Here is a 13011-nt window from a genome sequence, read left to right on the forward strand (position 1 = left end):
GTACTCTTCCTCCTGCGATTTCAGTTCTATAAAATAAATTGACTCAAATCTTTGTTTTTAGCGATTTTTTCTAATTTTTCTTCCACGTACTGTGGAGTAATCACAATTTTCTCTAATGTTACTTCTGGTGCTTCAAACGATAAATCCTCTAGCAAACGTTCTAAAATCGTATGAAGCCTTCTTGCACCAATATTGTCTGTATCTTGATTTACCTGATATGCAATTTCTGCAATCTTACGTATAGCATCGTCAGAAAATTCAATTTGTATACCTTCAGTTTCCAATAATGCCGCATATTGCTTTAATAACGCATTATCTGGCTCTACTAAAATGTTTATAAAATCTTCAACGGTTAGCTTCGTTAATTCAACGCGAATTGGGAATCGACCTTGCAATTCTGGAATTAAATCCGACGGTTTTGATACATGGAAAGCACCGGCTGCTACAAATAAAACATGATCAGTTTTGACTGCGCCATATTTTGTAACAATCGTTGACCCTTCTACAATTGGTAAAATATCTCGCTGTACGCCTTCACGTGAAACATCAGCGGAAGATGAATTACCACTTTTCTGAGCAATTTTATCAATTTCGTCAATGAAAATAATTCCGTATTGTTCTGCACGATTCACAGCTTCTTGCGTCACTTCATCCATATCAATCAATTTTTGCGCTTCTTCATTTGTTAATACTTTTCGTGCATCTTTAACAGTAAGTTTGCGCTTTTTTTGTTTTTTAGGCATAAAATTGCTTAAGGCATCCTGCATGTTCATGCCCATTTGTTCCATACCCGAACCTTGTAACATATCAAACATAGAAGGCTGTTGCTCTTCTACTTCAATTGTGACATAATGATTTTCAAGCTCTCCTAAAGCAAGCTGATGAGCAATCTGCTTGCGCTTCGTTGCAATATTCGTTTCCTCATCTTGATCAGGATCCGCATCGCTTGACTGTGTACCGTTTGAAAAAATCATTTCAAACGGATTTTTAAACGATTGCTGCTTCTTTTTACTTGGAACAAGAAGCTCTACTATCCGCTTGTTTGCATTTTCTTCTGCGCGATCACGCACGCCGTTCATTTTTTCTTCTTTCACAAGTCGAACTGACGTTTCCACTAAATCACGAACCATTGATTCTACATCGCGTCCTACATATCCAACTTCCGTAAATTTTGTTGCCTCAACCTTAATAAAAGGTGCACCGACAAGCTTAGCTAAGCGGCGTGCAATCTCGGTTTTACCCACACCTGTAGGACCAATCATTAAAATGTTTTTCGGCACAACTTCATCACGTAAAGATTCGTCTAACAGACCGCGTCGATAGCGATTTCGCAGCGCAACAGCGACCGCTTTCTTTGCCTTCGTTTGACCAATAATATACTGATCGAGCTTTTCTACAATTTGTCGAGGTGTTAAATGAGAATTCATAAAAAAATCCCCTTTCCTACAGTTCTTCTACAATAATATGATCATTTGTATAAACACATATCTCACTTGCTACATCTAAAGCTGCTTTTGCAATTTCTTTAGCTGTTAAATGTTCGCCTGCATGTTGTTTTAATGCACGTCCCGCTGATAAAGCATAATTTCCGCCTGATCCAATTGCTAAAATGCCGTCGTCCGGTTCAATAACTTCACCCGTTCCTGATACTAACAGTAAGTTATCTTTGTTCATAACAATAAGCATTGCTTCTAACTTTCGCAATACTTTGTCACTTCTCCATTGTTTAGCAAGCTCAACGGCTGCACGCTGAAGATTTCCGTTATACTCTTCAAGCTTCGTTTCAAATAATTCAAAAAGAGTGAATGCATCAGCTACTGAACCTGCAAAGCCGGCAAGAACTTGCCCTTGAAATAAACGTCTTACTTTTCGAGCAGTATGTTTCATAACAACAGCATTTCCGAACGTTACTTGTCCGTCCCCAGACATGGCACATTGACCGTTATGCTGAACCGCAAAAATCGTAGTAGCATGGAAAGTAGACAAATTAACTCCTCCTTTTATGCGCGAGGATGGTGATTCATATAAACTGCCTTTAAACGATCCTTCGTCACATGTGTGTATATTTGAGTGGTTGATAAATGTTCATGACCTAGCATTTCTTGAACTGTACGTAAATCTGCCCCTTCATTTAACATATGAGTCGCAAAAGTATGCCGCAAAACGTGTGGACTAATATGTATATTCTCAGCGGTCTTCTTTACTAACTGATCAATGACTAAGCGTATGCCTCGGTCTGTCAACGGTGTCCCCTTATAATTTAAAAAGAGCGAATGAGTATCAGAAGGAGCCTTTTTTAAAAGAAGCTTTCTTCCATTATCTATATATACTCTAAGAGCGTCCTTGGCATAACAGCCAAATGGCACGTACCGTTGTTTTTTCCCTTTGCCATATACGAGCAAAGTTTGAAGTGAAAAATCTATATCGCTAAGCTTAATAGATGCGCATTCACTCACTCGTATTCCGGTGGCATACAGCAATTCTAATAGAGACTGATTACGCTGCCCTAACGGAGTTGTTAAGTCATTCATTTGAAATAATTTCACAATCTCCTCTTCATACAGGAAGCGAGGATTTCGCTCCTCCTTTTTAGGAAGGGTAACGAGCGCAAATGGATTATCTTCTACTAATTCTTCTCTATTTAAGTAACGATAAAACGTTCTCAAACAAGAAATTTTGCGTGACATCGATCTTTTTGAATACTGCTTTTCATATAGGCGTGTTAAAAACAGCCTTGCATCAGCATATGTAACACTTTGTAGGTTTTGTATTTGCTCTTCCTGCATAAAAGACATGAAGATACCTATGTCTTTTTCATAGCAGTCAACTGTATATTTTGAATAGTTTTTCTCAATTTGTAAATATTCTAGAAAGGAATTTAATACATCTTTAACAAATTCCAATGTTATCACCTCACAAGGGCTACTAAATATTATCACAATTAAGTAGCCCTTGCAAACAATTTTGATTATTTTGTTGTAAAATTCTGAATAGTTTCCAATGCTCGTTTAGCAAGCGTTTCATTTCGTTCTTGTTTGTTTTTGATTCGCACTTCCAATTCTTTGAATAAGCCAAAGTTGGCATTCATCGGCTGGAAATTTTTTGCGTTTGTATGTGTGATATAGTGAGCCATACTGCCAATCGCCGTTTCCTGCGGCAATACAACCAATTCTTCACCAAGCACAAGTCGAGCTGCGTTCATTCCTGCCATTAATCCGCTCGCAGCTGATTCTACATATCCTTCTACTCCCGTCATTTGTCCAGCAAAGAATAAGTCATCACGCTCACGATATTGATACGTAGGCTTTAACAATTTAGGAGAATTAATAAACGTATTTCTATGCATAACTCCGTAGCGTACTACTTCTGCATTTTCTAAACCTGGGATTAAGCTTAATACTTCTTTTTGTGCTCCCCATTTTAAGTGTGTTTGGAAACCTACGATATTATATAGTGTACCTGCTGCATCATCTTGACGAAGCTGAACAACTGCATAAGGTCGCTTTCCTGTTTTCGGATCTTCTAACCCAACTGGTTTCATGGGTCCAAAGAGCATTGTTTTTTCTCCGCGTGAGGCCATTACTTCAATTGGCATACATCCTTCAAAATAAATTTCTTTCTCAAATTCTTTTAAAGGAACCGTCTCTGCATTGATTAATGCTTCATGAAAACGCTGGAATTCTTCTTTTGTCATCGGACAGTTTAAATAGGCAGCTTCCCCTTTGTCATAGCGAGATTTAAGATATACTTTATCCATATCAATGCTGTCTTTTTCAATAATAGGTGCAGCCGCATCGTAAAAATATAAATAATCTTCACTTGTTAACGCGCGCAGCTGTTCTGATAAATCTTTTGACGTTAACGGACCTGTTGCAATAACAGTTGGCCCTTGTGGAATTTCCGTAATCTCTTCATTAACAACCGTTACGTTCGGATGGTTTTTAACACTTTCCGTCACACGAGCGGCAAATTCGTGACGATCAACAGCCAGTGCTCCACCTGCTGGAACCGCACACTCGTCTGCTGAACGAATAATTACAGAGTCTAATAATCGCATTTCTTCTTTTAAAACACCCACTGCATTTGTTAATGTATTTGCACGCAGTGAATTACTACATACTAATTCAGCAAATTTGTCCGTATGATGAGCAGGTGTTTGCTTCACTGGTCTCATCTCATAAAGACGGACTTTCAAACCGCGCTTTGCGATTTGCCAAGCCGCTTCACTTCCAGCAAGACCTGCTCCGATAACATTAATTACTTGTTCATTCATTGTAAATCCTCCAACTTCATTTCTATCTTTTCTATCATTTTCCTTATTCATTCACTTGTCTGTTCCTTTTTTAACGGGACAAAGAAAATGCGACATTACTCAATGTCGCTAATAACGTTTCCATTTTAGCACATGAAGCAATGTCGCCGCATCTTATATAACTGCTATTTTTAAATTTAAAGTGTGGGAATTCATCCCATTCTCTTTTACTGCTGAGCTTCCTCTTTATAATCACAACTTGTACAGACGACTTGAGTTCCTTTTTTCTGTTTCTTCTCCACAAGCAGGTTTTCACATTTCGGACATTTTCTTGCAATCGGCTTATCCCAAGATACGAAGTCACAGCCCGGGAATCGATCACAGCCATAAAATGTACGCTTTTTCTTCGATTTTCGCTCAACGATATTTCCTTCTTCACATTTCGGGCACTTTACGCCAATCTCTTTTACAATTGGCTTTGTGTTGCGGCAGTCAGGGAAATTAGAGCATGCCATAAATTTTCCGTAGCGCCCCATTTTGTATACCATAGGTGAACCGCATTCTCCGCAATCTTCTCCGGCAGGTTCATCTTTAATCTCCACTTCGCGCATTTCTTTTTCAGCATGTTCTAAGCGTTTTTCAAAATCACTGTAAAATTCGTCAATAACACGCACCCATTGAACATTACCATCTTCCACTTCATCCAAATCGTTTTCCATTTTAGCTGTAAACTCTACATCTAAAATTTCCGGGAAAAACTCCAATACAAGCTCTAGTACAATTTCTCCAAGTTCTGTTGGAACAAAACGCTTGTTATCGAGCGCTACGTACCCGCGCTTTTGAATCGTGTCAAGTGTTGGAGCATATGTAGACGGTCGGCCAATGCCTAGCTCTTCTAATGTCTTGACTAAACGAGCTTCAGTATATCTTGGCGGCGGCTGTGTGAAGTGCTGCTTTTCATCGATGTCTTTAGAATAAGCTACTTCTCCTTCTTCTAAGTCTGGAAGAAGATTTTCTTTTTCCTCCACTTGATCATCATTGCCTTCAACATACACTTTCATAAAGCCTGGAAATTTAACTTTGGAGCCGTTTGCTCTAAATGTTACGTCTCCATTTTTCAAATCTACAGCCATTGTATCCATAATTGCAGGTGCCATTTGACTAGCAACGAAGCGCTCCCATACTAGCTTATACAGTCGATACTGATCACGCGATAAGAACTCTTTTACCTCTCCTGGTTTACGAAGAGCTGAAGTTGGACGAATCGCTTCGTGGGCATCTTGCGCGTTCGAATTTTTCTTTTCTTTACGCTTTTCCGTTGCCACAAACTGATTTCCGTATGCGTTCGTAATGTAATCTCTAGCTTCCGTTTGAGCTGTTTCTGAAATACGAGTAGAATCGGTACGCATATACGTGATAAGACCTACTGTACCTTCTTTTCCTAAATCAATTCCTTCATATAATTGCTGCGCAATCATCATTGTTTTTTTCGCTCGAAAGTTCAGTTTCCGCGCTGCCTCTTGCTGTAATGAAGACGTGGTAAAAGAAGGAGCCGCATTACGCTTTCGCTCACGTTTTGTTACTTTAGAAATTGAAAATTCATTTCCATCTAATTGTTTAACAATGTTGGTTACATCATTTTCATTCGATAGCTCTACTTTTTTTCCTTGATATTCGATCAACTGGCCTTCAAATTGGTCGTTCCCTTTTTGAAAAGTTGCTTTTACCGTCCAGTATTCTTCTGGGATAAACTTTGCAATTTCTTTTTCACGATCAATAATTAACCGCACTGCAATTGATTGAACCCTTCCGGCACTTAATCCTTTTTTCACTTTTTTCCACAGCAATGGACTGATGTTGTAGCCAACCAGCCTGTCAAGAATACGGCGTGCTTGTTGAGCATCTACTAAATCCATATTAATTGCTCGTGGATGTTTAAAAGATTCTTTAATCGCTTCTTTTGTAATCTCATTAAATACTACGCGGCAGTCCGATGCAATGTCTACATCCAAACTGTGCGCCAAGTGCCATGCAATCGCTTCTCCTTCACGGTCTGGATCGGCTGCTAGGTAAATCTTCTTTGCTTTTTTAGCCGCTGTTTTTAGTTCTTTTAAAACCGGGCCTTTCCCGCGAATTGTAATATATTTCGGATTGTAATCCTGTTCAATATCAATTCCCATTTGACTTTTAGGTAAATCGCGAACATGTCCCATCGATGCTTTTACTTTATATTTCTTTCCTAAATAACGTTCAATTGTTTTAGCCTTTGCAGGCGATTCTACAATTACTAGGTAGTCAGACATCTATTTGTTCCTCCTCAAGAGGTAGAATAAAATCTTCATTATTATTAAATATTTGGTTCTTGTTTGTCAAATGTCCAAAAGATAAGTCATACGATTTTACTACGTATCTCACTAGTATTTCATACCATGCAAGAATATGACTACTTTGAAACATTCATCTTATATACATCATTTCATCTGTAATATCAGCAGCGCTTTGCACAAGTTTTGCCCCTAATTGGATTAACTTATTCGTTCCACATGATGTTTCTTCAAAAATAGAACCCGGTATGGCAAATACTTCTCTTCCTTGCTGAAGCGCCTGGTCGGCGGTAATAAAAGATCCACTTCTTTCTTTTGCTTGCACCACCAACGTGCCTCCTGTTAATCCGCTAATGATTCTGTTTCTGCGAGGGAAAAACCATTTTGTCGGCTTCATAAACGGGGCATATTCAGAAAGCAGCAAATGATGCTGCGCAATTTCTCTTGCTAAATTTTGGTTTCCTCTTGGGTAAATATTATAAAACCCTCCGCCTAAAACTGCAATCGTTTTAGCTTTTTCAGCGATAGCCAGTTCATGAGCAGCCTGGTCAATCCCTAAGGCCAGTCCACTTACAACGACAAATTCTTCATGCAGCATCGGCTTAACAATATGAGTCAGAGCTGCAGTTCCATATGAAGTGGGGTTCCTTGTTCCTACAACGCTTAAGCTTGCCGTAGCGTGTAGGAGAGAAATCTTTCCTCTTGCAAATAATACCCAAGGCGGATCATAAATATGGCGCAAAAGTTCAGGATATTCATCATCTAGGATGGTGACACATTGAATATTCTCAGCGTCATATTTATCTAGAATATCTCGTATTGGAATAGTTTGCAAATCTTTTTTTATTTGATTAGCACGTTCAATCGAGAGAGTCAATAGTTTTTGAAGCTGTGATGGAGAGTACTCGTAGAGATTTTGTAATGAAGAATTCTGTTGAAGTAGCGTAAAAATTTGTTTCCAATTAACAGATGGACAATGTGCTAAATGAATTAATTTTTCCCGTAAATCAGACATTCTACAATCTCCTTTTTAAATGGACAAAATAGCCCCCAGTCAAAGGAGGCTATATGTCTTCTATTAATGAGTCTTACACTGCTCGTAAATGCCTTGTTCTTTTAACACTTTAATAAGTGTTTCTCCCATAACAGATGGTGTTTCAGCTACTTGGATACCGCACTCATTCATTGTTTTAATTTTTTCAGATGCTGTCCCTTTACCACCTGAAATAATAGCACCAGCATGGCCCATACGTTTTCCTGGAGGTGCTGTTTGACCGCCAATGAAGCCTACCACAGGTTTTGTCATGTTTGCTTTTACCCATTCTGCCGCTTCTTCTTCTGCCGTACCGCCGATTTCACCAATCATAATTACTGCATACGTATCTTCATCTTCATTAAACGCTTTTAATACATCGATAAAGTTCGTGCCGTTCACTGGGTCACCACCGATACCAACAGCTGTTGATTGGCCAATGCCAGCTTCAGAAAGTTGATGAACAGCTTCATATGTTAATGTACCAGAACGTGAAACTACACCTACATGACCTTTTTTGTGAATGTACCCTGGCATAATTCCAATTTTACATTCTTCCGGTGTAATAACACCTGGGCAGTTAGGTCCCACAAGGCGCGTACGTTTTCCTTCCATATAACGCTTTACTTTTACCATATCTAATACTGGAATACCTTCCGTAATACAAATAACTAAATCTAAATCTGCGTCAACTGCTTCAATAATGGAGTCAGCTGCGAATGCTGGCGGAACATATACAACAGAAGCCGTTGCGCCTGTTTTTTCTTTTGCCTCGGCAACCGTATTAAATACCGGAACACCTTCTACTTCTAAGCCGCCTTTACCTGGTGTTACGCCACCAACAATTTTCGTTCCATATTCTAACATTTGCTGTGTATGAAAAAGGCCAACTCCGCCTGTAATTCCTTGTACAATTACTTTTGTATCTTGATTAATAAATACGCTCATTCCTATCCCCCAGCCTTTCTATTTCACTAGTGAAACGATTTTTTGTGCGCCGTCTGCCATAGATTCAGCAGCTGTGATATTTAAGCCTGATTTTTGTAAAATTTCTTTTCCAAGTTCAACGTTTGTTCCTTCTAAGCGAACAACTAATGGAAGGCTTAATCCAACTTGTTTCGTTGCTTCAACAACACCTGTTGCAATAACATCACATTTCATAATCCCGCCGAAAATATTAACGAAAATACCTTTTACATTTTGGTCAGATAAAATAATTTTGAATGCTTCTGTTACTTTTTCAGCAGTTGCGCCGCCCCCAACATCCAGGAAGTTAGCAGGGTCGCCTCCGTAATGTTTAATAATATCCATCGTTGCCATTGCTAAACCTGCACCGTTTACCATACAACCGATATTACCATCTAGTGAAATGTAGCTTAAGTCGTATTTAGATGCTTCAATTTCTTTAGCATCTTCCTCTTCAAGGTCACGATATTCAAGAATATCTTTTTGACGATACAGCGCATTTGAATCAAAGTTTAACTTCGCATCCAATGCCATAACGTCTCCGTCACCTGTTACAACTAGAGGATTAATCTCTGCAATTGAGCAGTCTTTTTCAACAAATACTGTATATAAACCTGTCATGAACTTAACTGCTTTTCCAACTAGTTCTTTTGGAATATTAATATTAAATGCAAGTCTGCGAGCTTGGAATGCTTGTAAACCAATCGCAGGATCCACATATTCTTTAAAGATTTTTTCAGGCGTTTTTTCCGCCACTTCTTCAATTTCAGTTCCACCTTCTTCAGAACCCATCAATACAACTTGAGACGTTGCACGATCAAGAACTAAACCGATGTAGTATTCTTTCTTAATATCGCATCCCTCTTCAACTAACAAGCGCTTAACTTCTTTTCCTTCAGGGCCTGTTTGGTGTGTTACGAGGGTCTTTCCTAAAATATCTTGTGCATATGTACGAACTTCATCTAAGTTTTTTGCTACTTTGACACCGCCCGCTTTACCGCGTCCACCAGCATGGATTTGTGCTTTCACCACTGATACTTGTGAACCTAATTCCTTTGCTGCTTCAACTGCTTCTTCAACAGTAAAAGCTACTCGACCGTTTGGTACTGCAACCCCATATTTTCTGAGTAGTTCTTTTCCTTGATACTCATGGATATTCATTTCCCATCCTCCTAACATAATCAACCACAAAACTATACTGCACAAAATAGACTGCGCTTTCATTGTATAAAAATAATTGTCTAATTGTCTACTATTCTAGTGAAAAATATTGAAATAATAAGAAAATTGATATTTTTATGGAGATAGTACTTAACCATACCTTATGAGGTCAATGAGACTCTGCGGACGTTAAACGTACGGTTGATCATGTAAATCAACCTTCACAACTGAAGCGAACTGAGAGGAAAATAATTTACGAACTTCACCCTCTGCAATATCTCCACTTAAATAGGCTATATTCTTTTTGAGCCTAAAATCCCGCATGTGAAACATGCGCTAAAAAGCAGAGATATGCTTGGGTATCATGTTCTAGTTTACTTGGTTTTTTATTGGTGCAAAAGATCGGCGGTGTTCTGGCAAAATTCCATATTGTTCGATTGCTTCTAAATGTTGTTTTGTTCCATATCCCATATGTTTTTCGAATCCGTATGCAGGATAGCGTTCACCAAGTTCTTTCATCATTCGATCTCGCGTCACTTTTGCAATAACAGAACTTGCAGCAATGGAAATGCTTGTAGCATCGCCCTTGATGATTGACTGCTGCGAAATAGGCACCGGCAGCTTCATCGCATCAATAAGCAGTTCATCAGGCTGAACAGCTAGAAGTTCAATTGCTTCAGTCATTGCCTTTTTTGTTGCTTCATAAATATTAATAGAATCAATGACCTCTGCGTCTATAATACCTATACCGATAGCGACAGCGCTTTTACAAATTTCTTCATAAAATTCTTCTCGCTTTGCCTCTGATAACTTCTTTGAATCCGTCAAACCAGGGAGAAAAAAATCCGGCGGCAAAATAACAGCAGCAGCTACTACTGGTCCTGCTAACGGTCCTCTTCCTACTTCATCTACTCCGGCAATATAGGTTGCTCCTTGATTGTATAATTCGTTTTCATATGCCATCATTTCATCAAACTGTTTCTTCAAGCGCTCAGCGGCTTCAAATTGCCTTTGTTTTTGAATAATAACCTGCTGCACACCTTTACGCTCATCTTGCGCATATGCCTTAAATAAAGCATCTTCCGGGCTTCTCACTTGCTTTAGTTCTTCTTTTATTTCCTTAATACTCTTTTTCATTAGCTCCACCTTCTTTATATCAACATTTTCATGCGGCACTTTTACATAAAAAACGCCTCATGCTAAAAAGGCAGAGGCGTTTTTTGTTTCAGTTCGCAATGTATTGCTTACAGCTGCTGTTCAGCTTCACTTGGATCATCAAATGTAAAGGTGCCAATTTTATCCGTTCGAATTTCTCGAAGAACAAGCTCAGCCGTTTTATCGTAATCCACCATGCCGCCACCCATTAAACAGCCGCGGCGCGACCCAATTGCATCAAAAAGCTCTACAATGTCTTCAGGGATTTCATTTAAATCATAACGCTGCTTTAATTGTTCTGGGTAATGGCTAGTTAAGAAGCGCAGCGCATAAACAGCAACATCTTGCATATTTAAAATGGTATCTTTGATCGCACCCGTTGTCGCAAGCTTATATCCAACTGTTTCATCTTCAAACTTAGGCCACAAAATACCTGGCGTATCAAGTAGCTCCAGCTCATTTCCTACCTTAATCCACTGCTGTGCTTGCGTCACACCTGGACGATCTCCGGTCTTGGCGATTTTTTTACTGGCAAGGCGATTAATCAGCGTGGATTTACCAACGTTAGGAATCCCTACAATCATCGCTCGAATAGCGCGGGGTTTTTTGACTCCTTTTGCGCGCATACGGTCAAACTTCTCTTGAAGAAGTTCTTTGGAAGACGAAACAATTTGTTTCATTCCTTTACCTGCTTGTGCGTCAATAGCTAAGGCATAAATACCTTGTGCTTTGTAATAATCTAGCCACTGCTGAGTAACGCGCGGATCAGCTTTGTCCACTTTATTCAGCAATACGATTCTCGGCTTGTTCACAATAATCTCATCAATCATTGGATTTCGCGATGATTGCGGAATGCGTGCATCAACCAGTTCGTATACAATATCAATCAATTTTAGCTTTTCAGTTACTTGTCTTCTGGCCTTGGCCATGTGGCCAGGAAACCATTGAATTGTCATATTTTACTCACCTTTTATATTTTACTTTGCAAAACGCGCTTCTTTAATCGGCCAGTATACGGCGCTCGTTTTACCAAGCACCTTGTCCATGCTCACAAAGCCAATCTGACGGCTGTCTTTACTGTAGCGTCGATTGTCTCCCATCACGAACAAATAGCCTTCTGGCACGGTCTTTTTACCCGTTACGTCTTCTAGTTTAAAATCTTCGGTTAAATTACCGTCAATCACTTCTTTTTTATACTGATCTAAATAGGGTTCTTTATAAGCTTTTCCATTTACATATAGCGTATCATTTCGATACTCAATATGATCACCCGGCAGTCCGATAATACGTTTTATGTAATCTTTTTCCGCTGTAGCATGAAAAACAATAATATCAAAGCGATCAGGATCACCAATCTTATAGGAGAACTTATTTACAATCATTCGATTTTGGTCATGCAGCGTAGGCATCATAGAAAGTCCATCTACTACAATCGGTGCAAACAAGAAATAGCGAATTACAACAGCTAACAGTACGGCAATGGCGATTGCTTTTATCCATTCCCACAGTTCATTTTTCTTTCGAGCCATCTTCAGTCCTCCAACTCTTATGTCATACCTTTATTTTAAACGATAATGTTTGAAACGCCTAATAAATAAATAGAATAAAAAAATGATGACTTGTACGTCTATTTTTTACTGTCAGAGAACGAATCGTTCTAAAAAAACATTTGAAAAAAGGAGCTTGTATAAACAAGCTCCCCTTTACTATTATCGAATTTCTTTAATACGCGCAGCTTTACCACGTAATTCACGTAGGTAATAAAGTTTCGCACGGCGTACTTTACCGCGGCGCATTACTTCGATTTTTGCAATTTTTGGCGTATGAAGTGGGAATGTACGCTCTACACCTACACCGTAAGAAATCTTACGTACTGTAAATGTTTCGCTGATACCACCGCCACGACGCTTAATAACAACACCTTCAAATACCTGAACACGTTCACGAGTACCCTCAACGATATTTACGTGTACACGTACAGTATCACCAGGACGGAACGTAGGAAGATCTGTTTTTAATTGTTCTTTTGTAATCTCTTCGATTAATTTTTGCATCGCGTGTTTCAACTCCTTCCAACAGACGCTCATACCAATGCTTTTCAATCATTGCAGCGGAACATC

The 13011-nt window shown here is 39.1% G+C and carries 12 protein-coding genes; all 12 read right to left on the reverse strand.

Annotation, left to right across the window (positions count from 1 at the left end; genetic code table 11):
* Positions 1-26: 26 nt before the first annotated feature.
* Positions 27-1427, reverse strand: a complete 1401-nt coding sequence (gene hslU, locus ACFX4G_RS00700) for an ATP-dependent protease ATPase subunit HslU (protein ID WP_013084801.1) — start codon at positions 1425-1427, stop codon at positions 27-29.
* A 16-nt stretch (positions 1428-1443) separates the two neighbouring features.
* Positions 1444-1986: an ATP-dependent protease subunit HslV gene (hslV, locus tag ACFX4G_RS00705; RefSeq protein WP_013058884.1), complete on the reverse strand. Its 543-nt coding sequence runs from the start codon at positions 1984-1986 to the stop codon at positions 1444-1446.
* A 14-nt stretch (positions 1987-2000) separates the two neighbouring features.
* A complete protein-coding gene (xerC, locus tag ACFX4G_RS00710) occupies positions 2001-2903 on the reverse strand; it encodes a tyrosine recombinase XerC (RefSeq protein WP_014458427.1) in 903 nt (300 codons plus the stop codon).
* Between the two features lie 65 nt (positions 2904-2968).
* Positions 2969-4273 (reverse strand): FADH(2)-oxidizing methylenetetrahydrofolate--tRNA-(uracil(54)-C(5))-methyltransferase TrmFO, encoded by a 1305-nt coding sequence (trmFO, locus tag ACFX4G_RS00715; RefSeq protein WP_028410805.1) that lies wholly within the window; start codon positions 4271-4273, stop codon positions 2969-2971.
* 206 nt (positions 4274-4479) lie between these two features.
* A complete protein-coding gene (topA, locus tag ACFX4G_RS00720) occupies positions 4480-6555 on the reverse strand; it encodes a type I DNA topoisomerase (RefSeq protein ID WP_028410804.1) in 2076 nt (691 codons plus the stop codon).
* 154 nt (positions 6556-6709) lie between these two features.
* Complete coding sequence (gene dprA, locus ACFX4G_RS00725; protein ID WP_043976470.1) at positions 6710-7591, reverse strand: DNA-processing protein DprA; 882 nt, start codon at positions 7589-7591, stop codon at positions 6710-6712.
* 63 nt (positions 7592-7654) lie between these two features.
* Positions 7655-8557, reverse strand: a complete 903-nt coding sequence (sucD, locus tag ACFX4G_RS00730; RefSeq protein ID WP_013058889.1) for a succinate--CoA ligase subunit alpha — start codon at positions 8555-8557, stop codon at positions 7655-7657.
* A gap of 18 nt (positions 8558-8575) precedes the next feature.
* Entirely contained in the window at positions 8576-9736 is a 1161-nt protein-coding gene (gene sucC / locus ACFX4G_RS00735; protein WP_013058890.1) for an ADP-forming succinate--CoA ligase subunit beta, read from the reverse strand.
* Between the two features lie 369 nt (positions 9737-10105).
* Positions 10106-10873, reverse strand: coding sequence for a ribonuclease HII (locus ACFX4G_RS00740; protein WP_237074160.1), 768 nt, complete (start codon positions 10871-10873; stop codon positions 10106-10108).
* A gap of 107 nt (positions 10874-10980) precedes the next feature.
* Positions 10981-11847, reverse strand: coding sequence for a ribosome biogenesis GTPase YlqF (ylqF, locus tag ACFX4G_RS00745; protein WP_028410801.1), 867 nt, complete (start codon positions 11845-11847; stop codon positions 10981-10983).
* A gap of 21 nt (positions 11848-11868) precedes the next feature.
* Complete coding sequence (gene lepB / locus ACFX4G_RS00750; protein WP_013058893.1) at positions 11869-12420, reverse strand: signal peptidase I; 552 nt, start codon at positions 12418-12420, stop codon at positions 11869-11871.
* Positions 12421-12600: 180 nt separating this feature from the next.
* Entirely contained in the window at positions 12601-12945 is a 345-nt protein-coding gene (gene rplS, locus ACFX4G_RS00755; RefSeq protein WP_013084808.1) for a 50S ribosomal protein L19, read from the reverse strand.
* Positions 12946-13011: the final 66 nt, after the last annotated feature.

The organism is Priestia sp. YIM B13486, from assembly GCF_042787865.1.
Classification (GTDB): Bacteria; Bacillota; Bacilli; order Bacillales; family Bacillaceae_H; genus Priestia; species Priestia megaterium.